This is a genomic window from Microbacterium sp. F01, assembly GCF_056156365.1.
On sequence record NZ_CM149592.1, the window covers coordinates 3,375,084 to 3,399,657 of the forward strand.

General features: G+C 65.3%; 21 protein-coding genes. 3 read left to right on the forward strand and 18 right to left on the reverse strand.

Going from position 1 to position 24,574, the window contains the following annotated elements:
* Positions 1–123: 123 nt before the first annotated feature.
* Entirely contained in the window at positions 124–3,108 is a 2,985-nt protein-coding gene (locus tag ACVN90_RS15585) for a glycoside hydrolase family 2 TIM barrel-domain containing protein (protein ID WP_475099122.1), read from the reverse strand.
* A 40-nt stretch (positions 3,109–3,148) separates the two neighbouring features.
* Positions 3,149–3,895, reverse strand: coding sequence for a FadR/GntR family transcriptional regulator (locus ACVN90_RS15590; RefSeq protein WP_475099123.1), 747 nt, complete (start codon positions 3,893–3,895; stop codon positions 3,149–3,151).
* A gap of 112 nt (positions 3,896–4,007) precedes the next feature.
* On the opposite strand from ACVN90_RS15590, the gene dgoD reads away from it, so the two are divergent.
* Positions 4,008–5,153 carry a galactonate dehydratase gene (gene dgoD / locus ACVN90_RS15595; protein ID WP_475102138.1) on the forward strand — a complete coding sequence of 382 codons (1,146 nt, stop codon included), beginning with the start codon at positions 4,008–4,010 and terminating at the stop codon, positions 5,151–5,153.
* A gap of 17 nt (positions 5,154–5,170) precedes the next feature.
* On the opposite strand, the gene ACVN90_RS15600 is transcribed toward dgoD, so the two are convergent.
* The 8 genes from ACVN90_RS15600 to ACVN90_RS15635 form a co-directional block, all read right to left on the reverse strand.
* Positions 5,171–6,451, reverse strand: a complete 1,281-nt coding sequence (locus tag ACVN90_RS15600; protein WP_475099124.1) for a cellulase-like family protein — start codon at positions 6,449–6,451, stop codon at positions 5,171–5,173.
* A gap of 56 nt (positions 6,452–6,507) precedes the next feature.
* On the reverse strand, positions 6,508–7,125 hold the full coding sequence (locus ACVN90_RS15605) for a bifunctional 4-hydroxy-2-oxoglutarate aldolase/2-dehydro-3-deoxy-phosphogluconate aldolase (RefSeq protein ID WP_475099125.1): 618 nt from the start codon (positions 7,123–7,125) through the stop codon (positions 6,508–6,510).
* A gap of 10 nt (positions 7,126–7,135) precedes the next feature.
* Complete coding sequence (locus ACVN90_RS15610) at positions 7,136–8,005, reverse strand: sugar kinase (RefSeq protein ID WP_475099126.1); 870 nt, start codon at positions 8,003–8,005, stop codon at positions 7,136–7,138.
* 9 nt (positions 8,006–8,014) lie between these two features.
* Positions 8,015–8,857 carry a sugar ABC transporter permease gene (locus ACVN90_RS15615; RefSeq protein ID WP_475099127.1) on the reverse strand — a complete coding sequence of 281 codons (843 nt, stop codon included), beginning with the start codon at positions 8,855–8,857 and terminating at the stop codon, positions 8,015–8,017.
* Positions 8,857–10,107, reverse strand: a complete 1,251-nt coding sequence (locus ACVN90_RS15620) for a carbohydrate ABC transporter permease (RefSeq protein ID WP_475099128.1) — start codon at positions 10,105–10,107, stop codon at positions 8,857–8,859. The genes ACVN90_RS15615 and ACVN90_RS15620 overlap by 1 nt, the downstream gene beginning before the upstream one ends.
* 183 nt (positions 10,108–10,290) lie before the next feature.
* Positions 10,291–11,505, reverse strand: coding sequence for a sugar ABC transporter substrate-binding protein (locus ACVN90_RS15625; protein WP_475099129.1), 1,215 nt, complete (start codon positions 11,503–11,505; stop codon positions 10,291–10,293).
* Positions 11,506–11,860: 355 nt separating this feature from the next.
* Positions 11,861–12,637, reverse strand: coding sequence for an SDR family oxidoreductase (locus ACVN90_RS15630; RefSeq protein ID WP_475099130.1), 777 nt, complete (start codon positions 12,635–12,637; stop codon positions 11,861–11,863).
* Complete coding sequence (locus ACVN90_RS15635; protein WP_475099131.1) at positions 12,634–13,356, reverse strand: FadR/GntR family transcriptional regulator; 723 nt, start codon at positions 13,354–13,356, stop codon at positions 12,634–12,636. The genes ACVN90_RS15630 and ACVN90_RS15635 overlap by 4 nt, the downstream gene beginning before the upstream one ends.
* A 182-nt stretch (positions 13,357–13,538) precedes the next feature.
* Between ACVN90_RS15635 and ACVN90_RS15640 the strand changes: the two genes are divergently transcribed.
* Positions 13,539–14,627 (forward strand): glycoside hydrolase family 88 protein, encoded by a 1,089-nt coding sequence (locus ACVN90_RS15640; protein ID WP_475099132.1) that lies wholly within the window; start codon positions 13,539–13,541, stop codon positions 14,625–14,627.
* Between the two features lie 69 nt (positions 14,628–14,696).
* On the opposite strand, the gene ACVN90_RS15645 is transcribed toward ACVN90_RS15640, so the two are convergent.
* The 6 genes from ACVN90_RS15645 to ACVN90_RS15670 form a co-directional block, all read right to left on the reverse strand.
* Complete coding sequence (locus tag ACVN90_RS15645; RefSeq protein WP_475099133.1) at positions 14,697–15,386, reverse strand: RraA family protein; 690 nt, start codon at positions 15,384–15,386, stop codon at positions 14,697–14,699.
* Complete coding sequence (locus tag ACVN90_RS15650; protein ID WP_475099134.1) at positions 15,383–16,231, reverse strand: 5-deoxy-glucuronate isomerase; 849 nt, start codon at positions 16,229–16,231, stop codon at positions 15,383–15,385. The genes ACVN90_RS15645 and ACVN90_RS15650 overlap by 4 nt, the downstream gene beginning before the upstream one ends.
* 104 nt (positions 16,232–16,335) lie before the next feature.
* A complete protein-coding gene (locus ACVN90_RS15655) occupies positions 16,336–17,505 on the reverse strand; it encodes a hypothetical protein (protein ID WP_475099135.1) in 1,170 nt (389 codons plus the stop codon).
* A gap of 43 nt (positions 17,506–17,548) precedes the next feature.
* The gene (locus ACVN90_RS15660) at positions 17,549–17,704 is read right to left on the reverse strand and encodes a hypothetical protein (RefSeq protein ID WP_475099136.1); all 156 of its coding nucleotides are present in this window, start codon (positions 17,702–17,704) and stop codon (positions 17,549–17,551) included.
* On the reverse strand, positions 17,694–18,377 hold the full coding sequence (locus ACVN90_RS15665; RefSeq protein ID WP_475099137.1) for a ThuA domain-containing protein: 684 nt from the start codon (positions 18,375–18,377) through the stop codon (positions 17,694–17,696). Before ACVN90_RS15665 ends, ACVN90_RS15660 begins: the two co-directional genes overlap by 11 nt.
* A 24-nt stretch (positions 18,378–18,401) precedes the next feature.
* Complete coding sequence (locus ACVN90_RS15670; RefSeq protein WP_475099138.1) at positions 18,402–19,529, reverse strand: hydroxyacid dehydrogenase; 1,128 nt, start codon at positions 19,527–19,529, stop codon at positions 18,402–18,404.
* A gap of 34 nt (positions 19,530–19,563) precedes the next feature.
* On the opposite strand from ACVN90_RS15670, the gene ACVN90_RS15675 reads away from it, so the two are divergent.
* On the forward strand, positions 19,564–21,273 hold the full coding sequence (locus tag ACVN90_RS15675; protein ID WP_475099139.1) for an acyltransferase: 1,710 nt from the start codon (positions 19,564–19,566) through the stop codon (positions 21,271–21,273).
* Positions 21,274–21,338: 65 nt separating this feature from the next.
* Here ACVN90_RS15675 and ACVN90_RS15680 read toward each other — a convergent pair whose 3' ends face one another.
* Entirely contained in the window at positions 21,339–23,543 is a 2,205-nt protein-coding gene (locus ACVN90_RS15680; protein ID WP_475099140.1) for a beta-galactosidase, read from the reverse strand.
* Positions 23,544–23,648: 105 nt separating this feature from the next.
* Entirely contained in the window at positions 23,649–24,572 is a 924-nt protein-coding gene (locus tag ACVN90_RS15685) for a carbohydrate ABC transporter permease (RefSeq protein ID WP_475099141.1), read from the reverse strand.
* Between the last annotated feature and the right edge of the window lie 2 nt (positions 24,573–24,574).

The following is a 24,574-nucleotide window of genomic DNA, read 5'->3' on the forward strand; positions in this document are numbered from 1 at the left end:
CGCCTCCGAGAGCGGTTCGACCAGTCTCTCCCCTGATTCCCGCTAGCGCCATGGGGGAATCCGGGTCCTTCATGGACGATCCGTCGGGACGCGGACGATCCCCCCTCTTACTGCGCGATCGTCTCACCCCAGCGCGCGAAAGCTCAGCGTGTAGTCGAATGGACGAGGAAGGAGCAGGTGCTCGGGCAGTGACCCCGGTCCGCACGATCCCGATCCGAGGCCGGTCTGGGCGTGGTCGAGATTCAACCAGACCCGATCGGACGGCGTGAGGTCGGACGTGTGACTCGCCCGATCCAGGTCTTCGGTGGTCCACCGTCGAGCTGTGAAATCGAAGACCGGATGTCCCAGGATCTCCAGCCCGGTCCCGTCGGAACGTCGGATCACCAGCGAACGTGCATCGATCCGATTGCCGTTCTCCTGGGGCATCACGTACGGAGTCTGCAGCTCGTCCACCGTCCTCGTCCACCTGCCGAGGCGGGCGGCGGCGCGACTGTCCGCGTAGGCTTCGCCCGGGCCCGGGCCGTACCAATCCACGTGCGCGAAGTCGGCGGGAATCGACAGCCGCAGGCCGAATCGCGGCAATGGAACATCCCACCTCCCTGTGGGGCGGGCGCGGAGTTGAAGGGATACGGTTTCGCCGTCAGACGTCCAGCGCAGCGAGGTGATGAACGCGGCATCGGTGCCCGCGAATCCCAATCGACCGGACACCTCGACGAAGTCGTCGCCGAGGGATATTTCGGCGACGGACTGAACGGGCGCGTCGATACCGATCTCACGCCATTTCGGCTCGTTCGGCACCCAAGAGAACGCACGGTCGTTGTCGATGACGGCGCGCCAGGTGTCGAGGCGTGGCGCCCCCACTTCAACATGGCCGATCATCGTCGCGTCGCCGGTCACCGCGTCGAGCTGCAGCGGGCCGAGTTCAAGCACCTTCCGGCCGCAGCGCTCCGCCCGTACGGGACGCGCACCGGTCGCCGGCTTGCACAGGGAGCGCGGTGCGAGCACGACTTCCGCCCACCCGATCTCATGCCCACCGGCTGCCCAGGGCTCGTCCCTGGCCAGCAGCGCGCGGACCTGGAGAACCGCTTCCCCGTCCGTGGCCTCGATCCGGGGAACGCCTCCGATTCGCACCCGCTGTCCTGGGCGAACCTCCGGCAGATCGAACGTCCCGGACGCGATCTCCCGACCGTCGTCGTTCACCGCCCACTCGACCGCAAGATGGTCGAGACCGCGGTGGTCGTGCTTGTTGATCACCCAGACCTGGCCGGACTCGATATTGAAATCCAGGGGCTGGTAAACCTTCTTCATCTCGACGAGAGCCGGGCTGGGAGTCCGGTCCGGAAAGATGGCGCCGTCGGCGATGAAGTTGCCGTCATGACGGGTTTCGCCGAAGTCTCCGCCGTATGCGAAATACTCCTGCCCACCTTCGGTTCGCTGGCGCAGCCCCTGATCGATCCATTCCCAGGCGAACCCTCCGGCCAGGCGTGGATACCGTTCGAAGAGCTCTTGATACTCACTGAGGCCGCCCGGCCCGTTCCCCATGGAGTGGGCGTATTCGCAGACGATGAACGGCAGGCCCCGACGTCGCGCGTCGAGCCGGTCGTCGGGGAAGGGCGGCTCCTGGCCGCGTCCGATCTGGTCCAGGTCGCGGTGTGTTGTGTACATGCGGCTGTACACATCGACGTACTGACACGACCAGTCTCGCTCGTAATGGATCAGGCGCGAACTGTCGCGTTCCTTGGCCCACCGCGCCATAGCTCCGAGGTTAGGGCCAGTACCGCTCTCGTTGCCGAGCGACCACATGATGATGCTCGGATGATTCTTGTCCCGCTCAACCATCCTGGCCATCCGATCGACGAGCGCAGACTGCCACCGCGGGTCCTCGGTCGGGTTCCCCTCCAGCCGATCGAACCAGTCGATCGGGAAGAACCCGTGCGTCTCGAAATCACATTCGTCGATGACCCACAGGCCGAGTTCATCACACAGATCGAGGAACTCAGCAGGCGGCGGGTAGTGGCTCGTACGCACGGCGTTCAGGTTGTGCTGCTTCATCAAGATGACGTCCGCTCGCAGGACGTCGGATGCCACGGTCCGACCGTGATCAGGATCGAAGTCATGCCGATTCGTGCCCCTGAAGAGGATGGGGGAACCGTTCGCCAGAATGACCGAATCGATGACCTCGATCCGCCGGAAGCCGATCCGCAGGCGGATCGACTCACCGTCCGCCTCGAGCGTTCCTGTGTACAGTCGCGGGATCTCGGCCGACCAGGGCTCCACACGCACGCACGCGGTCTCGCCGGCTCGCATGTCGATGCCGAGCTCCGGAATGGAAACGCGCGCGACCGTCGATGCGTCAACCCGGAGTGTTCCGAGACCGGTCGAATGGTCGAAGTCGGCATGGACGAAGTGGTCGTCGATGGACCCGGCCGGACGACCGAGGAGCGTCACGCTGCGGAAGATTCCGGATAGCCACCACGTGTCCTGATCCTCGAGATAGCTCCCCGATGACCATTGATGCACACGGACGGCGAGGATGTTCGGCACGCCTGAGCGCACGCTCTCGGTCACATCGAACTCGTTGCGAAGTCGACTGCCGGCGAGCACGCCGATCTCGTCGCCATTGAGCCAAATGCGTGCGATCGAGTCGACGCCGTCGAATCTCAGCAGGAAGCGCTCGACATCCCAGTCAGCTGGCACCTCGAACGAGCGGCGATAGTCACCCGTCGGGTTCTCCGTCGGAACGTACGGCGGCTCGACCGGGAAAGGATAGAGGCGGTTCGTGTAGATCGGAGCGCCGAAACCCTGAAGCTGCCAATGACCGGGAACGACGATGGGCCGCCACCCCGGGGCGTCCACCACCGATCCGAGGAAGTCGACTGCCGCGTCGACGCGCGACGAAGGCCTGAAGCTCCACTCGCCGTCGAGCGAGAGTGCAGGGGCATCGGAGCGCGCATCAGCGCGGGGAGGCAGGACGCCCCGCAGCGGGAAGAACTCCTCGAAGTAGCGCAGGGGCCGGCTCAGCGGAGGCGGAGCACTCGGCGCGCGCTGGAGGTCACCCGCCGCGAGGTCGCAGGTCGGACGATCGAGTGATGCACCGAGATCCTTCATGAGGATACGTTATCAAGTTCGATCTCAAATACGTATGCTTTTACTTGCTCGCATATTCTTCATCGCTTGCCAGAGCATCGATCTCATCGAGAGCCGAAGCGAGCAGGGAACGCATGACGGCATATGCCATGTCGCCGTCGCGGCGCTGCAGGGCGGACGCGACGTCCACATGGAGCTGCAATGCGACATGCGCCGGCCTGTCGGGCACCAGCCCGTGTTCGGTCCGACTGACGAGCATCTGCCCGATCATCGCCGATAGCCGCGAGAACATCGGGTTGCCGGAGAGGTCCAAGACCATGGCGTGGAACTGCACGTCGAGTTCGAGGAAACGCGCGTCATCGCCCTGCTCGCCCGCAGCCCAGAGCCGACCTGCGAGCGCGATCAGCTCGCTGACATCGCCGGGACTCGCCCGCGCGGCCGCCATCCGCGCCGCTTCCGGCTCGATCGCGGCCCGAAGTTCGACGAGTGCGGCGAGCTGGGCGGCGCGCCCAGCTGATGCAAGACGCCACCGGATCACGTTCGGATCGAAGAGGTTCCACTCACCCTCCCCGCGCACGACGACTCCGACGCGCCGCTTGGATGCGACGAGCCCGAACGCCTCGAGCACGCGCACCGACTCTCGTGCGACAGACCGCGAGACCCCACAACGCTCCTCGATCTCCTCGAGGGTAAGGCTCTCTCCCTCGCGAAGCGCGCCGCCGCATATCGCGGCACCCAGTTCGTCGAGCGCGCGCGAGTGCTGGCCGAGCGGCGAGTCGGAGCCTTGGGACTGTTCGGGGTAGATCACGAGATCACCATATCAGCGCCCATAGTCGATATAATCATACGAATTACCTTGTCAAGTTAGAAAGAGCGACAGGGTCGGGCCTCAGGTGGGTGGGCGAGAAGGAGCGATCATCATTCGGATCTCGAGGATCGAGACGTTCATGGTTCCCCCGCGTTGGCTCTTCGTCCGGGTCGAGACCGACGACGGCGTGGTCGGATGGGGAGAGCCGGTCGTTGAGGGCCGTGCGGAGACAGTGCGCACGGCGGTCGATCAGCTGGCGGAGCTCCTGATCGGTCGCGACCCGCTCCGTATCCAGGACCACTGGCAGGTCATGACGAAAGGCTCGTTCTATCGCGGCGGGCCCGTCCTGTCCTCAGCGGTTGCGGGCCTCGATCAGGCGCTCTGGGACATCGCAGGCAAATGTGCCGGCCTCCCCGTGCACGCCATGCTCGGCGGCCCGGTCCGGGATCGCGTTCGGGTCTACGCCTGGGTCGGCGGCGATGAGCCAGCGGAGCTCGCCGATGCCATCGCCGCGCGCCGCGCACAGGGACTGACCGCGGTGAAGATGAACGCATCGGGGAGGATGAGACCGCTCGCGGGCCTGGCCGACCTGGATGCAGTCGTCCAGCGGGTCGACGCGGCGCGCAATGCGCTCGGGCCGACGGACGACGTCGGCCTCGACTTCCACGGGCGTATCAGCTACCCCGACGTGCGCCGCCTTCTCCCCGAGCTCGAGCCATTCCGTCCGATGTTCGTCGAGGAGCCGGTGACCCCGGAGAACAGCGGTCTCTTGAAGCGCATCGTGGAGAGGACCACCATCCCCATCGCAACCGGCGAGCGCCTATACGGCCGCCGCGAGTTCCTGCCGGTGCTCGAAGCGGGTATCGCGATCGCACAGCCCGACCTGTCGCACGCCGGCGGCATCTCAGAAGTTCACCGGATCGCGAGCCTGGCCGAACTCTTCGACGTGCAGCTCGCCCCACACTGTCCTCTCGGTCCGATCGCCCTGGCCGCCTGCCTCCAGATCGGATTCGCGGTACCGAATTACGCGATTCAGGAGCACTCCATCGGCATCCACTACAACGAGGGAGCAGACGTTCTCGACTACGTCCTCGATCCCAGCCCGTTCGACTTCTCCACCGGCTACATCGAGCGACTCACCGCCCCGGGGCTGGGGGTCGCGGTCGACGAAGAGGAGGTACGTCGGGCATCTGTGAAAGGCCACGCGTGGCGCAGCCCGGTATGGCGACACGACGACGGGAGCTTCGCGGAGTGGTGACCCCCTCCGAAGCGGTGTCAGCTCACCTGTGACGCGAAGATCGCGTTGCATTCTCGCTGGAAGTCGGCCTCCGCCCACATCGGATGCTGCGGCGCCGCATTCGAGCTGACGACCGATCCCCACGCTCCCACGTCGCGCGCCTTGCGGGCGGCGGCACGATGCAAGTCGGTTCCGATCGGACCCTCCTCGTACCAGGTATTGAGCGGCGTGTAACCGATCCATCCTTCGCCGAACACCAGTGGGATACCCCGCGATTCCGCGAAATCGCGCGCGACATCGAGCCAGATCTCAAGCTTCGCCCGCATCATGTGATGGAACTGCTGGTGATTCTCGTAGAGGAATCGATCCCAGGCGTCGGCGTCGCACCAGTCGTGGACGTAGATCTCGGGTTTACCCACGATCGTCGCGTCCTTGCGCCAGAGGTCCTCCGCCGGGGGTTGCCACTCCTCGTAACTCGGTGCGCCCGATCGAAGGAACGGCCGAGCACGCTCAGTGCTGAAGGCGATCTCGTCGCGCAGCGCGAGTCGCTCGGCGAGATCGCCGAGGACGCCGTACACGTACGGGTGGAAGACGGCAACGTCGATGTTGTCGGGGATGCCGCGCATGCCGTCGACGGGAACACGCGCGTAGTTCACCGTGACGGGAACGGCTGGCTGACGGGTGTGAAAGCGATCGAGGCCTGCCGTCAGACGCTCCTTCAGGGGCACGACGAAATTCACGTCGAGCGGCGACAGACCCTCCGTGAGCATGCCGTACTGCACCTCGTTGTGAAGTTCGACGAAGGCGACCCGGTCCGCGAGGCCCTTTTCCGCGACGAACTCGTACAGGTCAGCATGGGCGTCGGCCAGCATGATCGCTCGCTCCTCCGGCGCAACGGCGAGTAACCGATCGAACCAGGAGCGATCGCCGTAGAACGAGGAGCTCTGCTGGTACTCCCAGCTCGACACGATGATTCGGACATCGTGTCGAGCAGCCGCCTCGAAGAGGCGGACAAGATGCTCACGGGCATCCATCACGACCCGATGCTTGACGTCGTACCAGCGGGTGCCCTGGCCGTACTGGCCACCGAGCGGCCCGAAGGACGCTGCCGACGTGTCCAGACCGGACCGGAAGAGAAGGAACGGCATGGCGCAGATGCGGACGGTGTTGTACCCGCGCTCGACCGCTTGTGTGAACGCGGAATCCAGGTCTTCGAACGGCTCGCCGGGACCTGTGCGGGTGTACCACGAGAAGTCCCACAGCGAGATCTTGAGCTTGCTCGGGAAGTGACTCGGGATGGGCACGGGGGAATACGTCACGTCATCTCCATTGTGAGTGTCCTGCAACTGGGCGGTTCAAGGAGCGAATGGTCGGTTCAGTGGCCGCGGCGCGCGACGATCGCAGCGAGTCGGGGAAGCTGATCGGATATCTCGAGCGCGGAGCCCACCGCGACGACGCGTACTCCGGCATCGAGGAAGCGGTGTGCGTTGTCGGCGCCGATCCCGCCCGTAGCCACGAAGCGGACGTCAGGGAAGGGGCCCTTCATGAGCGAGAACCAGCTAGCGCCGAGCCAGCTCGCAGGGAAAGCCTTCAACCAGCGCAGGCCCTCCCCCACAGCCGCCTGCACTTCGCTCGGGGTCGCCACGCCGGGAAGCAGCGGCACACCGGCCGCCTGCGCCGCACCGATGAGGCGCGAGTCGAAGCCCGGCGATACGAGGTACCGGGCGCCGAGGTCCTTGGCTTGGACCACTTGTGGTGCGGAGATGATCGTCCCCGCCCCGACGAGCTTTCCGCGGACCGATGCTCGCTCTGCGACAGCCTCGAGTGCTCGCGCGTCGTCCGCAGTCTGCAGCGGTATCTCGACCGCTTCGATCCCCAGATCCCACGCGGTCTCGGCCAGCGTGATGGAGCGCTCGACGCCCATGCCTCGGAGAATCGCCATGAGCGGTGCACCGGCGAAGATCGCGTCGAACTCGTCGACGAACATAGCCATGTTCAATGTCCTATCTCGGAAAGTCCGAAGTCGTTGAGAGCGTCACGGCTGCCCGTGCATGTCCCGCGCGAAGGCGGGCTGAGAGGCCTTTGCCGCTCATCCGTGCCGAGAGGTAGCCGCCCGCGAAGGCGTCGCCGGCGCCGACCGGATCGATCACGTCCACTCGGAGCGCCGGTTCGAACTCGGTGCCGAGATTGGTGAACACGGTCGCACCGACGTCGGCGTCTTTGACGACGAGCTCAGGTGTCGCGCTCAGCAACGCTCTGATCGCGGCAGGCGAGTCTGCTCCCCACAGGCTCTCGGCCTCGTCCCGGCCGACGAAGACAAGATCGGCGGCGCGTGAAAGTCCGAGCAGTGCCATGTCGGCACCGCGCTCCCAGAGAGCTGGACGGTGATTGACATCGAAGCTCACGAGGACACGCGCCGCACGCGCAGAGTCCATGAGCTTGTCAAGAAAGCCGGCGGCATCGGCGGACAGGGCGGCGGTGATGCCGGTGACATGCAGGATGTCGACATCGTCGAGAGAGAGGGTTTCGGCATCCGACCGGGATAGGGCGGACGCCGCCGATCCCCGCCGGTAGTAGTTGACGCCGAACCCTGGCGACTTGACGTACAGTCCGGTAGGACGCGCCGGGTCGAGGATTACGCCGTCAACGTCGACCCCGACCGACTCGATCCGCGTCAGCACCCGGCGACCGAGCTCATCGTCGCCGAGCCTACTGAACCACCGCGCACGGTGTCCGAGCGCCGCCACGTGCATCGCGACGTTGGACTCGGCGCCGCCGACGTCGACGCGGAAGTCCACCGCCGTCTCCACAGGCTCGCGCGTCGCAGGAACAACGAGTGCCATCGTCTCGCCGACCGCTAGCAGCGTGGTCACGCGGGACCCCTATTCCTTCAGCGCGCCTGCCGAGAGAGACGCGATGAGCGACTTCTGGGTCAGCAGGAAGAAGATCATGAACGGGATGGCCACGATAATCGCGCCCGCGGCGAACGCCGTGAAGTTGATGTTGCGTTCCGACATGAAACTGATGAGGCCGAGCGCGATGGTCTGCTTCTCGGGGCTTCGAAGAATGAGCTTCGGGAAGATGAAGTCCATCCACGGCCCAGCGAACGTGGTCACGGCGAGGAAGATCAGGATGGGCTTCGCAATCGGCAGAACGATTGTCGCGTAGATCCGGAAGTGCGATGCGCCGTCAATGCGTGCCGCCTCGTCCAGGGCGATCGGAATCGTGTCGAGGTAGCTCTTGATCAGCCAGATGCTGTACGGAAGGTTGCCGGCAAGGTACACCAGCACCAGTCCCCACAGGCTGTCCAGCGCACCGATGCGTGCGAGCAGAACATATATCGCGATCATTCCCACGAAGGAAGGGAAGATCTGCAGCACGATCATGCTCGTCAGGAGAGACCCCTTGAACGTGAACCGGAATCGCGAGAAGACGTACGCCGCGATCGTGGAGATGAGCAGCGTGAGCACCGTCGTGGCGGCCGCGATGATGAACGAGTTCAGGAACCAGACCGGGTAGAGCGTCTGAGTGAACAGGTATTCGAAGTTGTCCAGCGTGAATCCGCTTGCGAACGGCACGGCGGACAGTCCCGCCGGTGACCGGCCTGGGGCGAACGCGCTGCTGAGGACGAATGTGATCGGCCAAAGGACGACGATCGACAGCAGGATGCAGCCCATGAAGACCATGAACCGCCAGACGATGGTGGCTAGATTGTCGAGGCGCATCACATCTCTCCTCGGAAGGCCTTGGTGCGGCGGAACTGGAGGATCGCGAAGGGCGCGAGGACCAGGAAGATGATCACGGCGATCACGGAGCCGATGTTGTACTCCGCCAGTCCGACGGTGATCTGGTACAGCCAGCTGACGAGAATGTCGGTTGCCCCTGCACCCGTCTGCGTTGTATCCGGCAGGTTCGGCCCCCCGTTGGTGAGGAAGAAGATTGCGCCGAAGTTGTTGAAGTTCGCAGCGAACGACATCACCAGGAGCGGCCCGACCTGATAGTTGACCAGCGGGAATGTGATGTATCGGAGGCGCTGGAATCCGGTAGCACCGTCGAGCGCGGCGGCCTCGTTGACATCCGATGAGATCGCGGTCATCGCGCTCATCGTGAGCAGCATGAAGTAGGGAAACGAAACCCAGAGATTGATCATGACGACGCTGAATCGCGCGAGCGTCGGTTCCGTCAGCCACGGTATTGCCTGATCGATGAGGCCCAGATCCATCAGCGCCTTGTTCACCGTCCCGAAAGCCCCGTTGAGCATGCTGCGCCAGACCAAGAGCGAAACAACGGCTGGAACGGCGTACGGGAGGATGAAGATCGCCTGGAAGACGGGCTTTATCACGATCTTCGTCTCGCGGAGCAAGACGGCGAGGATGAAGCCTCCGAAGTACGAGGTTGCGACGGCCAGGAACGCCCAGATCACCGTCCATGTGAACACGCGGAACAGCGCTTCGGTGTAGTTCTGGTTGCCGCCGAACACCTCGGCGAAGTTGTCCAACCCGACCCAGTCCACGGTGTTGCCCGGGGGAAGATGCAAGGGCGCCGAGAAGTTCGTGAAGGCTACCGCGGCCGAGAAGACGAGCGGAACGAAGACGAAGAAGAGGATGAGGATCAGGGTGGGGGCGAGTCCGACGACGGGGAATGCACGTCCGCCGATCTGATTCAGCTGCTTCCGCGCGCTCGTGGGCTCGTTCTGGACCCCTGCGCGGTAGTCGGTCACTGCCCCGCGAACGGAAATGCCGTAGATGGCAGCGAAGACGGCGACGATCGCGAGGGCGATGACGCCATCGATGAGCATGAAGACCGAGTTGTCCCGCTCGGTCACCGGCAGCTCGGGCTGCGGACTGCCGAGCGTGATCAGACCGATGATCTGGCCGATGAGGAACGGCAACGCGATGAGGAACGCGACCTCCACCGCGGCGAACGCTGCACCCTTGTACCGCTGTTTGAGCACCGTCAGATGTGCCAGCCCCATGAACAACATGGCGCGGCGCCGGACGGAGCGTTCCTCGGGATTCCGGTCGCGACGGCTGCCGTTGGGAGATTGCGTCGCCACCGCTCGTGTGGAGATCGTTGCAGTCATGATTTGTTACCTTTGCTCGCTGTGACGTCGCGGCACGCTTCGCCGCGACGTCACAGCGGTGGGCGATCTAGTCGATCACTGGTCCAGTACGACTTGCTCGGCAGTCGCGAGCTCGGTGGCGATGTCCGCGCCGTTCCAGATGTTGGCGACCGCTGCATCGACCGTGGTCCAGTACAGGTTCGCCTCGGCGATCGAGGGTGAGACGAACGAGAACTCGCCCTGCGCGATGAGACCGGCGGTCGCTTCGTCGTCGACAGGAATGTCGGCCGAGGGAATCGAGTGCGTCACTTCCATCGCGAGTTCCAGCATCTCCGGGCTGGCGAGGAAGGCCGCGAAGTCCTGGGCCTCGTCCGGGTGCTTCGAGTAGGCCGAGACGTACATCGTTCGCGAGTTCGCGAAGGCTCCGGCGGGGGTGTCACTGCCGCGCACGGCGGGAATCGTCGTCACGCCCAGATCGATGCCGGCATCCTGGAAGGGAGCGATGTTCCACGAGCCAGTCAGCGACATCGCCGACTGTCCGCTCTCGAACAGGGTGTCGCTCACCGCACTGTCGATGTCGTCGGACGGGACGTCGAGATACTGGCGAAGCTCTCGGTATTCGGCCAGTCCTTCGGCCGCCACGTCGGTGTCGATGTTGGGCGTGCTGGGATCGGTGCCGTCCGGTCCGAACAGGAGGCTGTCCGGCGATTCGAAGATGAACGGTGCCGCGTAGTAGGCCGTGGGGGCGAAGGCGATGCCGTACTTGCCGGGGTTCGATGCCGCGAACTCCTTGGAGAAGTCCAGCACCTCATCCCAGGTCTTGGGTGGATCCGTCACGTAGGCCTTGTTGTAGAAAAGCGCGATCGTGTCCATCGTGATCGGGACGCCCCAGATCTTGTCCTCGTACGTCACGTTGTTGATGGCGCCCGGCAGCAGTGCTTCGGTGAGCGCTTCAGGATCGGCGACAGGAAGGATGTGCCCACCCGCCACGAGACCACTGACAACGTTGCTGCCACCGGCGAACACGTCGGCTCCCACTCCGGCCGGCCCATCGAGGGCGATCTGCGCCGGCGCATCCCCGAGTTCGACGTTCTTGTACTCGATGGTGATGTTCGGGTGCAGTTCGGTGTAGGCGGCGCCGGCCTGCTCGATGAAGTCTTTGCGGCCTTCCAGCGATTCCCAGACAGTGAGGGTGATCTGCTCGCCGTCACCCCCGGCGTCTCCCCCACCGTTTGCGCCGTTGGTGCAGCCGGCCAGTGCCATGGTCGCGACGCCAAGCACCGCGAATGCTGCGAGTGCGGATCTCTTCACGATTTTCTCCTTTGGTCTCGTGCTGTGTCCGAGCCTTCTTCGGCTCGTCTCGGCCCGACACACGGCGGTGCGCGGTGTGTGTCGGGGTCATGCGGGGTGGTTCAGGCTCGTCGTCGTGGTCGAAACGTCGAGCGGAGCCGTCTGAGGCGATTGGCTTCCGAGTCATCGACTCTGCCTTGAGCCTCGATTCACGCTAACTCCCGCAGCAGGCGAGGCACGATGGGCGATCCGATGCGAGATATGGACAAATCGATGACCTGTAAGACAGGCATGGGTACACTTGATGCCGCCTCCTGGGGAGGCGGTCACTGTAGGTATCCCGGGGATTCAGTCACTCATGCGGGGGCGGGCACCGTCACCGCGCCAGCCACCCACCGTCGACTGGCAGGACGATGCCATTGATGTAGTCGGATGCGGGCGACGCAAGGAGGGTGGCCGCTCCGGCGAGATCCTCTGGGCGCCCCCAGCGCCCGGCGGGGATGCGTTCCAGGATCTGCGTCGATCGATCGGGATCCGAACGCAGCGCTGCCGTAGCATCCGTGTCGATGTAGCCGGGGGCGATGGCGTTGACATTGATGCGGCGCGGTGCCCATTCGTTGCAGAGCAGGTGCGTGAGCCCGACGAGTCCGCTTTTGCTCGCGGTGTAGCTCGCGGTGTTGATGCCACCTTGAAAGCTCAGCAACGAAGCGACGTTGATGATCTTGGCGTTCGACGCACGACCCTGATCCTCGACGATGGTGCGCGCGAACGCCTGCGCGAGGAGGAACGGCACCGTCAGATTCAGGCCAAGCACGTGATTCCAAGTGGTGAAGTCCGCGTCGATGGCGGGGGCTCGATGGATCTGCCCGGCGTTATTCACCAGAACGTCGACGCGACCGACTTCGTCACGTGCCCGGCTCATGAGTCCCGCTGCGCCCGCATCGTCGAGCCCCGCAAGGTCGACCGCCAGGTCGACGAAACGGCGCCCCGCAGAGCGCACCGCTTCGGCCGTCTCCGGACTCGGATTGCGGCCGACGCCGACGATGTCCGCGCCCGCTCCGGCCAGGGCGATCGCGAGCGCTTGACCGATGCCGGAGCGCGCACCGGTGACCAGTGCAACGCGACCCTGGAGGGAGAAGGAATCCAGACTCACGCGACACCCGCTGCTGAGCCGCCGGATCGGCGCACCATTGCCGTCACCGCATCATCGAAGTGGCTCTGCATCGAACGCATCGCCGCGTCGGAGTCACCGAGAACGAGGTCCCGCGCGATGTCCTCGTGCAACCGCTGCACTTGTTCGGTCTCGGCCCGTGATTGGCGTACCTTGAGGCCCTCGACGATGCTGTCCCTCAGAACGCTGCGGATGGATTCGACGAGGAACTGAATCGTCTGATTGCGGCTCGCCCGAGCCACGACCAGATGGAACTGCAGGTCGAGCTCGGCGTAAGCGTCGGGATCGTCGACGTGCTGGGCCATCTCCTCGACGATCCGCTGGAGATCCCCAGCCTCGTCATCGGTTCGACGGGTAGCGGCAAGGAACGCGGCCTGCATCTCGATACCGCGTCGGACCTCCATGAGCTCGATGAGACCGTCACTGGGCCGCAGTCGCGAGCCCCAGGCGAAGTAGAACTCGAGCCCCGCCGCGTCCGGCTGCCGAACGACGGCGCTCTTCCCGTTGACCGTTTCGGTCACGCCTTTCGCCTGGAGCGAGCGCATGGCTTCCCGCACGACGGGCCTACTCACGCCGTACTGATCGGCGAGACGCCCCTCGGCCGGCAGACGGTCGCCCGGGCCGAGGCCAGCCGTCTCGATGTGGTTCAGGATCTGATCTGCTACCTGATCAGACAGGCTGCGACGGATGATCGCACTCATCTTGCCTCCGCTCGACGGCTCCCATTCTACATCCAGATAGCCATCCTGCCTGATAGGCAGATAGGTTCTCGCCAAACGAACCTGTCATATAGTAAGTTAGGCTTCAAGAATTCGGAAGCTGTGGCCATGCCCGGCATCAACGATCACAGCGGCGCAGCCGCGAGGAGAGGAACGAGAGTCTCGTGAGCTTCACGAACAAGAGGTACGAAAGCGCGGTGAGCGCCTTCCGCGACGACGTCGTCGCGCGCGATGTGGCGACGGTGAATTCCGGCTGGGAGGACGTGCTTCTGCCGCTGGGCGCGCTGCTTGCGGGCGGTGCACTGGAAGACCAGCGCCTTCTCGATTGGGCCCATACGTGGGTCGATTACCACGTCGCTGTCCCAGTCTCGTTCGACAATCCCGACCCCGACGGCTCGAAGATCCAGCTCAGCGGAGTTCCGCACCGCGGTATCGTCCTCACGTCGTACTGCGGCGAGTGGGGCGTCCTGTCCGTGCTCACAGAAGCGCAGCGCCTGGGGTTCGATCAGCCGGAGCTTTCAGCGCTCATCACGCAGATCGCGGATCACATCATCGACGGCAGCGTGCGCATCGGCAACGGTGTGATCGCGCACAGCGAGTACGTGCGCAGCCCCTGGGTGGACACTCTCTATTACGCGGCGTCACCGCTCGCTCGCGCGTACGCAGCAACGGGGAACCAGCGCTACGCGGACGAAGCCGTGAAGCAGTGCCTCCTGCATGCCGAGTACCTGCGCGACGAGCGTACGGGGCTGTTCTTCCACGACGCAAACGTCGAGACGCTCCGGCGCACCGACTGGTTCTGGTCGCGCGGCAACGGCTGGGTCATCATGGCGTTCATCGATGTGCTGCGGGACTGCCCGCCCTCGACGCCGGGATGGTCCGAGCTCCTCGAGATCTACCGCTCGCTCGCGACCGGGCTGCTGCGGCTTCAGCACCCGTCCGGCCTCTGGCGCATCGTGCCCGAGAATCCCGAGTCGCACCTCGAGACGAGCGGACCCACCATGATCGCGACAGGCGTCGCCGGCGGAGTGGCCGCTGGCTTCCTCGAGGAGTCGGCCGCTTCGTCTGTCGGGCGCTCGTGGAACGAGATCATCACGTGGATCGATGCGGGTGGTCACCTCCTGGGTTCTCAGAAGCCGGCCGGTCCGGGCGGCTGGGAGAGCCACAAGCGCTCGGTCCTCGGCGAGACCACCTACGGCACGGGTAGCCTGCTGCGCCTCATGGCCGCCGTCAGTGAGATCGACGTCATCTGACCGCCCGACTGCAGCAGACACTGCCCCCGCGCTTCACGAGCGCGGGGGCAGTGTCTTTTTGCCTCCCCGTCAGAGGATGCCGTGCACGCGGAACACGTCCTGCGCGCTCACGCCCTTGAGCAGGTCCTCGCGCACGCGAGTCTCGCCGTGCACCTTGGCGAGGGCCGCGTCGACGATCTCCCGCTCGCAGTGCCGGGGGATCGCGACGACGCCGTCGACGTCTCCGAACAGGATGTCACCCGGCTCGACACGCGCGCCGTTGGCGAACTCGATGGGGCATCGGAAGGCGACGACGTGTCCCCGCACGCCCTGATCCTGTGCGTAGCGACCCGCGCTGAAGAGAGGGAAGTCGAGTTCCTGCAGCTCGCTCGAGTCGCGGCTGTAGCCGTCGAGCACCGCGCCCGCAGCACCCAGATGCATGGCCCGTCGGGCCATGAGTCCGCCGAAGAGCGCGTAGTCACCCCGTGATCCGGTGCAGACGTAGATTTCGCCGGGCTTCAAGTCGTCGAGTGCCTCCATCATCAGACCGAAGGGACGATGGTCTGCGGCATCCGCCTGGCCCGGTTCGATGTCTTCCTCGAGGACGGTCATCGCGCGTCCGACCACCTTCATCGTCGCATCGAATGGTCGGATCGTCGGGGGTAGGAATTGATTGCGGTAGCCGGCGACATCGAGCACATCACCGATGACGGCGCTGAACAGCTCGCGCCGGATCGTCTCGATGAACGCGGCCTCCTCGAGGTGCGCCGTGCCACTCACTCGTCGTCCTCAGTCGGTGCGGGCGCCGGTGCACCGGGCGCGAGCCAGCGGTGAGCGGGATCCATGAACGGCTGCGCGCTCTTGGCGCGCCCGGCATACGCCGCGAGGTACCACACCGTGTAGCCCGGAGCCGCCGTCAGCGTGTGGTATCCGAACGGGATCTTGTGCAGGGTGTTGTTGCGGATCACGAATGCGTTCTCCGCTTCGACCTGCCCACCGTAGAGTCCGGCGAACCCGAAGCCCTGCGCGGGATCGACACGGTAGAAGTAGAACTCCTCCTGGAAGATCTCCTGTGCCGGGTCCGGGCTTTCCTCGTGCTTGTGGGGCGGATAGGTCGCCCAGTTCCCGTCCCGTACGGTGACTTCCGCGAGAAAGAGGCTCCGACTCGGCCGCGTTCCGTCGATCACGAAGTCATACGTCCTGGTCGTGTTTCCCGCGCCCCACGCGCCCTGCGCGACCTCGGTCGGCGATACCCGATAGGGCTCGAACGATGCGTCGACCTTGGCATCGACGCGCGCAGAGCAGACGGCCACTTCCGCGCCGTCGATGCTGGTGATCGTTGTGGTGGATCCCGCTGGCGCATAGACGCTGTCGGGGGGGCCGTCGAACACGCTCGATCGGCCTCCGACAGCATCGAAGCGCTGCGTGTCGACCACGATGTCGGTCGAGCCCGTGAGGACGACGAACGCGACTTCGCGTCCGACGGCTTCGACGTCGTGGCGCTCGCCGGCTCCCAGGACGAGAAGCTCGAACTCGAGGATCTCGAACGGATTGACAGCGGGGCGGTGTGAGCCGGGCGAGACGTCGATGGGTTCGAAGTACTGCAAGGGGGCGTCGGTCGTCATTTCTCTCCTCGTGATCCGCGCGTGCCGACGCGGGAGCGTCGCCCTTCTAGTCTCGACTCATCCGCGCCACCTGTCAAATAGGTGGATAGCTTTACACGTGCGCATCACGCCTCGAGCTGCAGGAGGTACACGTCCGAACGCCCATCGACGTCGCCGCGGTTGTAACTGAGGTACTTCCCGTCCCGCGACATGATCGGATGCGGGTCGAAGTGCTGACCGTCGTGCCAGTAGGTCCCATGGCGCCCGAGGATCTCGATCCGTGGCGTCCCGAGCGAATCCAGCTCCTGCCAGCGGACAGCAATGAGAAGGTCAGGCGTGAGCAGACCGTCGATGACGATCGCCTGTTGCGTAGCGTGCGAGCCCACGTGACCGTAGTGGAAGAAGGAGTAGTCCGACTCCCACACCACATTGCCTCGGAGATCCGAGACGCCGATGTAGTGATCGATACCACGCATACCCAGCAACCAGTCGCGATCGGTGAAGTCATAGAGCAGTCCGCGCTTCTGATCGGGGGGCAGCTGATCAGAATTGCCGGACGTGCCGTGGTAGTACACGAACTGCCCGTCGGCGCTCCAGTTCGTGTGGATCTGGAAGTTGTTCGAGTTCCGAGGCCGGAACTCCGTCACGGCGCCGCTGCGTGCGTCGAGCAGCCACGCGCGGGTCATCACGCCGTCACCGCCTCCGTGCCATCGCGGCGAGCGATTCCGGTCGAAAAGGATCAGATCGGGGTTCGTCGGGTGGGCGAGGATATGCACGTTGGCCGATCCCTCATCGCGGAAGATCTCCTCCACCTCGCCCGTGGCCATGTCGATACGCAGGTAGACCGTGTGGGTGGACTCGTCCTTGGGCAGGTGGTGCTTCGCGATGTAGAGATGCCGACCATCTGCTGATCCTGCCGGGTGCCCGTAGAAGTAGTCGTCCTCGAACCTCTCGATGACCACACGCTTGTCGAGCGTCTCGACGTCGTAAGCAAGGAGCGAGGTCTCTTCCTTCTTCGTCACGATCAGCCCCGCCTGCTGCCACAATGTCATGTCGTTGCCTTCGACGAAGTGGTGCTCATCATTCGGCTCAGTGCGGTCGACGACCGTGATGTCGCCGGTCGAAGTGTCGGCACGGAGGATCGCGGAGCCGCCGTCGTAGTTGCGCGTCATCAGGGCGAAATATCGTCCGTCGGCGGAGAATCCGTTGTTTAGGTGGTAGGTCGGAGTCTGATTGCGGTCGCGGTACTGGGTCAGTCTCCGCGTGGGCCGGCCGGTGACTTCGTCCGGGAACACGGTCGATTCATTGAATGTGGTTCCGATCGGAGGGATCGGGGTATCACTGCGCACGGGTGTCTTCTTCCATCGTCGGCGTCTGGTTGCGGTCGCGTGAGGTCGTGAGCCGCCGGGTGGGCCGCATGGTCACCTCGTCCAGGAACACCGAGGATTCGTTGAACGTGGTCCCGATCGGCGGGATGGGGCCGTCAGCTGTCATCGGTGGCGTCCCGTCCGTCGGACGGTGCGACGAGCCACTCGGCAGCGTTCAGCACCAGCGTCCGATGCTCTGCTGACTGGTACGACTGCGCGTCGTGCCCGAGGCCGTCGTAGACGACGCGCGCCGCGGCCCATTCGTGTGTCCAGATGACTGGGTGCACCAGCGAATCGTGCTCGTGTGTGGCGAGAATGACGCTGTCGTCCGCGACGCGAAGGTAGCTGTACCGCTCGTCGTGGAGCGTGAAGTCGGCGATGCCTCGAAGCACAGGGTGCTCGGCCGCGAGGATCGCGATCCGAGCGTCGCTTTTCGGCGGGTGCATGGTTGTGCCGCGGACCCACCGGCCGCCGAGGATGTCCTCCCACCGAGGGTCCGCGGGGAAAGCAGTCGCGACGACGTGCGATGCGAGCAGCGCTCCGCCGGCCGCGAGATAGCCACTCACCCCGTCGACACAGGCCGCGTCCGTCGGGACCTCCTTCGCCGCGCTGCCAAAGTTCAGCACCACGAGGTCCCACTCCCCCGCATCCAGAGTGGTCAGCGCGTCCGCGACATCGGTGGTCACCGTCACCTCGTAGCGCGCCGAGAGGATGCCGAGCAACGCTTCAGTCGTGTCGGGGAACGGATGCCAAGGGTCGCTGTACGCGCCTGCGCCGGACACGATAAGAACCTTCGTCATGCTCACGGCTACTCTCGGTTCGGCTCACGCGGACGCGGCCAGCTGTTCGATAGTCAGGGGATGGAGCGGGGGCTTGCCCGAGGCGAAAGCCTCGACTTCCCGCACGACGGATTCGCCCAGGCGGCGCAACTCGTTGCCGCGCGCGCCGGCCAGGTGCGGCGTGAGCAGCACGTTGGGAAGCGAGTAGAGCACGTGGCCGGCCGGCAATGGTTCGGGATCGGTCACATCGAGGACCGCCCTGATCCGCCCGTCCTGAAGCGCCCGCACCAGTGCGCTCTGGTCGACGAGGCCACCGCGGGCGGTGTTGATGAACGTTGCTCCGGCAGGCATCGACTCCAGCAGGGAGGTCGAGATCATGCCGGTCGTACTCGGCAGAAGAGGGGCGTGCACGGTCACGATGTCACTCGTCCGAAACAGCACCGAGAGATCAACGGGAGTCACACCGAGCCGCTGCGCATCGTCGTCGGCGAGGAACGGATCGTAGACCTGGATGGAGAAATCGAACGGCTGGAGCAGCTCGATCACCCGTCGACCGATCTGAGACGCGCCGACGATCCCCACTGTGCGACCGTAGTTCCCGATCTCGGCGAATCGAGCCCCCTCGCGATCGATCCCAGGGTTGAGCGCATACTCGGCGGCGATCTGCAGGACGTCCTTGCCGGCGAACAGGATGGCCCCGAGCGTGTACTCGGCAACCGGCAGGGCGTTCAATGCGCCGGCCGTCGTCACCAGGATGCCGCGATCCCACGTCTGCGGGGTGAGGAAGTCCTTGACAGTCCCGCCCGAGTGGAACACCGCGCGCAGCGACGACATCCGGTCGAGGTCCCCCTCCGTGATCGCCGCGGCACCCCACCCTGTGATGAGCACATCGACCTCGGCCGCGTCCCACCCTGACACCCCGAAGTCGAGGTGGCTCTCAAGTCGATCGCGCTGCGGGACGCTGAAGATCCGCGTCTCAAGACCAGAATCCATGGACAGCGCAGCGCGAAGCCGCGTGCCACTGCTCGACATGTCATCCTCTCGTGCGGTCGCCCATGACCGCTTCCGCCACCGTACCCAGCGAACGGTCGTCACAGAATGGAGCATTCGGCGACGTTCCTGGACATACCCGCGATCGAGCGGATCGTCCATGTATTCCGAGGTGCCTTCCATTCCTCTGAAAGAGAACGCTGGCTAGCGTTGGGGCGTGGAACAGTCCGAAGATGCATCTGTCCGCCGTGTCGACTTCCTCCCCTGGGAGTATGAGACCGACTCTGAGGAGGCTGGTCGTCAGCGAGAACGGCAAAGCCGGCTCTCCCGGGACGGCGCCACCATCGGCACCGACGTCTTCATCGCCCCCAATGCGGCCGTCTACTGCGATCAACTGGCAGTGGGAGACCGGACCTACGTTGCGGCGCTGGCCTACCTGACAGGGGACCTGACGTTCGGGTCGGACTGCTCGGTGAATCCGTTCGCCGTGATCCGCGGCGAGATCCGGATGGGCGACGGCGTGCGCATCGGAGCGCACACGTCGATCCTCGGCTTCAACCATCGCATGTCGATCGATGCCCCGGTCTTCACCCAGGGCATCTTCAGCAAGGGCATCACGATCGGCGACGACGTCTGGATCGGCTCCAACGCGACGATTCTCGACGGCGTGAGCATCGGAAGTCATGTCGTGATCGCGGCAGGAGCGATCGTGACGAAAGATGTCGCCGACTGGGCGGTCGTCGCAGGCAACCCCGCACGCCAGATCCGTGATCGCCGGGCCGAGACCACTTCCGCGCCTGTGCGTGCGCTCGAGCCTCGACTCTCCGCCTTCGCGACCGCACTTCACCCGCAGACCGAAGAGCTCCTCGCACGCTGCTTCGACGAGGGACGCTTCGTTGACCGCCCACTTGCTGCCGGCGGCCGCCTCGCCCCCGCGATCCGGCCGTGGTGCGACGCCATCGAACTGTCCCAGATGCTGCTCGGCGAGGTCCCCCCGGGGTTCGACGCCGACGACCTTGCGCGACGCCTCACCGCCCTGCAGGATCCTGGCACAGGACTGATCCCCGACGGCGACATCTCCGATCGCGGGCTGGAGAATCCCCCTCAGTACGTGCTCGAGGACGCGCCGTTCGACGGGAGCGCGAGCTATCACATCCTCAGCGTCGGCTACGCCTTGAAGCAGCTCGGCAGAAGCTTCCCGCACCCGATCTCAATCGTGCATTCGCTGTCCGATCGCCAGCTGACGGGACTGCTCGAGTCACGAGACTGGGGCACGCAGGCTTGGGCTTCCGGCGCGGCAGTCGATGCGATCGGCACCGCCTGCGCCTTCAACATGCTCGACTTCGCGGATCGATTCGACGACGGCGGAGTCGGCCCGCTGTACAGCCTCACTGGCTGGCTCACCGCGAGGGCGGACCGCGACAGCGGACTGTGGGGGTCCCGCCAGGTCGAGCAACCCTGGCTCCAGGCGGTCAACGGGTTCTATCGGCTCACACGCGGCACATACGCGCAGTTCGGTCTGCCGCTTCCGTACCCGACGCAGACGATCGACACCGTCCTCGAGCACACGAAGGACCCGTTCCTCGCCACGGGGCCCGGGTACACGGCGTGCAACATCCTTGACATCGTTCATCCTCTTTGGCTCTCGGCGAAGCAGACGTCGCATCGTCGCGCGGAAGGGGAAGGATGGGCACGTGGGCAGCTCGACAACGCACTGGACAACTGGGTCCCGGGGCAGGGCTTCGCTTTCGCGCCTCGCTCCGGAGGGACAGACGCGGTGCCGGGTCTTCAGGGGACCGAGATGTGGCTCAGTATCGTGTGGCTGCTTGCCGACTACCTCGGTTTGGCCGGCGAGTTGTCCTTCCGGCCGAACGGCGTCCACAACCCCGCCCCGCTGATCACGATCCCGTCGATCACCCGGCGCTGACGCGGGTGAACGCGATGAGGGCGCCGGTCGAACCCGACCGGCGCCCTCATCTCCTGTGCGCGGACTCAGCGCGGAGTCTCGACCCACCGCGTCGACACGACGTGCTCGACATTGTCAACCGCACACAACCGGCCGGTAGCATCGACGCGCGCGCGGGCGGCCGCGTCGAGGTCGATGATGCTCTCGGACGTGATCGGCGCGATGTGCAGAGTCAACTCGACCGAGGGGTTGAGATTCGTGACGTCGACGCGCCACTGCAGACCATCCCAGAACTTGTCCCGGATCGGGACGCCGTCGACGCGAAGCTGAGCGACATCCCCCTCCCAGTCGATAACGAGTTCGACGAGGTCGCCGGCGTTGAGCGCCCCCGGGGCGGGCAGAACGACTTTCCAGACCGCTGCGACCTGGTCGATCTGAGCATCCGTGGGCGCCGAAGATCGACCCATGAACTCGCCGTAGCGGTGCGGCGCTTCGCCCGCTGCGCGGAGGCTCACGAGATCGACCCTCCGGGTTCTGGGGAGGGACGCCGTTTCGACCTCGAGCGGTGCGAAGCGATCGCCGGTCCATCGGGTAGCGGTGGGGCGGTGCTCGGCGCGGAGAACGAGCCCGCTAGGCTCGCGCCAGACGGCGTCCGGGGATTCGATGAGGTCTTCACCCAGGTACCAGAGTCGTTCCGCCTGCTTCTCGTCGACCACAAGGACGCGCAAGGCATCGTCGACGAGAACCGACTCCCCCGGAACGAGGTCGAACGGTTCGTCCGCGATGGTCTCCGTGTGCGCCGTGACAACCCGCGACCCGGCCGCGAATCGGATACGGGCGGGAACAGCATCGTGCGCGCGCAGCACGAGGGTGGGGATGGCACCGTCGACGACCCCTGCGACAGATGCCGTCGCCCACTCGATTCGCGCGCCGGCGATCTCGAGACGAAGCGGCCAGCGCGCGATGAGGCCGCTGGGGATGTCGGTCGGCCGATCGGGCACGATGACGTCGCCACCGCCGAGGGGGATCCGGAATTGGACCCCGGGGCTGCCGGCGAGCGGCTCGTGCGGCTGATGGGTGTTGATGAAGAGGAACCCGCTGTCGCCGTCCGTGCGGACCGCCCAGCGCAGCGATTCCAGGTCGTGGATGTCGACCGGCGCATCGTCGGGCAGCGAGCTGTACATGTCGGCGAGACGACCACCGAAAGCGGAGAGGAACGCGTTGTGGTCGCGGAGGAGTCCGAGGCTTGCCCCTGGACGACCCGTCGCGCCGATTGCGGCCTGGAAGTCGTAGTCGAACCGAGGCAGGTCGTTGGGGTACTCGGTGGCGTGCGTCTCCTGCAGATTGTCGGCGGGATTGATCCCGCCGGCGTACATGTAGAAGCCCTGCCACGCAGATCCGTTGCCGATTTTCACGTTCGCAAGTGCGGCGATATCACGGCCCCGCGCGATCGGCCGGCGGTGATACGCGGTGGCCATGCCGCCGCCGAGCTCGCACGTGGCCGGCGGGAACTCCGGATCAACGGCGCGCACGACGATCTCGATTCCTTCCTCACGGAAGTCGCCACCCACGCCAGGGTCGTCCCACTCGTGCGTGAAACGGAAGTGGTCGCGGAAGCTGTCATCCCACGTCGAGCCCTGTCCGGCCCAGAATCCGTCCGCGTAACCGCTGTACAGCGGGAACACCTCGTGAGGGGGAAGGATCGCGCCGCCCCAGCCGGTGGCCGTCCACAGCGGGGCCGAGAGACCCGCGTCACGCGCGAGCTGTTTGAGTGTCGCGATGTGGTCGGGCTGGTCGTAGAGCTCGTTCTCGATCTGGATGCCGATGACTCGGCCGTCGGGACGACAGAACCGCGCGACCTGGTCGGCGACGGCGGCGTACCAGCCGGCGGCGAGCGCCAGGTAGTCCGGGTCGTTCGTGCGCGCGCCGGGCGCGGCATCGACCACCCAGTCCGGCAGTCCGCCGTTGCGCACCTCGCCGTGGCACCACGGCCCGATGCGGATGATCACGTCGACGCCGACACGTTCGGCGGTCTCGAGGAATCGCGCGATGTCGAGGTCGCCATCGAACGAGAGGGCGCCGCGTTCGGGTTCGTGGTGGATCCAGAACAGGTAGGTCGACACCGACGTCAGGCCCGACGACACCATCAGGCGCAGCGTCTCCTCCCACCGCTCGTGCGGGATTCGGCTGAAGTGCAGCTCGCCGGTCACCGGGATCGCGGGCGAGCCCTCGACCTCGATCCAGCGACTGTTCAGCCGGATCCGGGGGTGCCGGTCGATCTGATTGCTCATGGCGGGCACGGTCTGCGGAGGTCGCGAGTCGTCCAGGCGAACGGTGCGAGGGGTGAAGGTCGTAGTTGACATGACGCTTTCTCGTGAACGGGGTCGGCCGGCGGGTCAGCCCTTGACGGATGAGCCCAGACCGGAACCCATGAAGTACTTCTGTGTGAAGAGGAAGACGACGACGACGGGAAGCAGGTAAAGGATCGCCCCCGCCGCCTGCACGGTCACGATGCCCTCACCCCGAGGATCCAGATATCCCGCGGCCGTCGCGACCGCGAGCGTCGTGTTCTTCAGATTGAGCAGCAACGCAGGAGCCAGGTAGTCGCCCCATGTCCATGTGAACGACAGCAGCAGCGACGTGAGGATGGCCGGACGGGCGAGCGGGAGGAAGATGAAGATGTAGCTGCGTATCCATCCGGCCCCGTCGATGATCGCTGCGTCCTCGAGTTCGATCGGGATCGCGCTGAAGAACTGCCGGAAGAGGAAGATCAGGTACGGAGTGCCGGCGATCCCCCACAGCACCCATGGCCAGTAGGTGTTCACCAGACCGACGCGGGCGAAGAGGATGTAGGTCGGAATCAGGGTCGCGATCGATGGGATCAGCATCGTGGCCAGGATGATCGTGAACAGCAGATTCTTCCCGGGAGCGCGCAGTCGGGCGAACGCGAAGCCGACGGTGGCGCTGCTCAGTGTCGTGAGAACCGCGGTGATGGTCGACAGGAAGATCGTGTTGACTGTGTAGGCACCGAAGTCGATGCGGGTCACCGCCTCGACGAAGTTGGACCACGCGGGTGCGCTGAGGTCGAGGAGCGCCAGCGCGCCTTCCGCGAACTGCTGCGGGGTGGCCAACGCAGTCAGCAGGATCCAGATGAAAGGAATGCCGAACAGCGCTAGCGCGATGACCACGGCGATGTACACCCACACGGAGGCCTTCTGGCCTTCCTGGGGGGTGCGGGTCCGCCGGGGGCGGCGCGGTGCGCGCACGGCTGCGGGCGCCTCCACGGGGGCGATCGGATTGAGTGTGTCTTGCTGGCTCATGG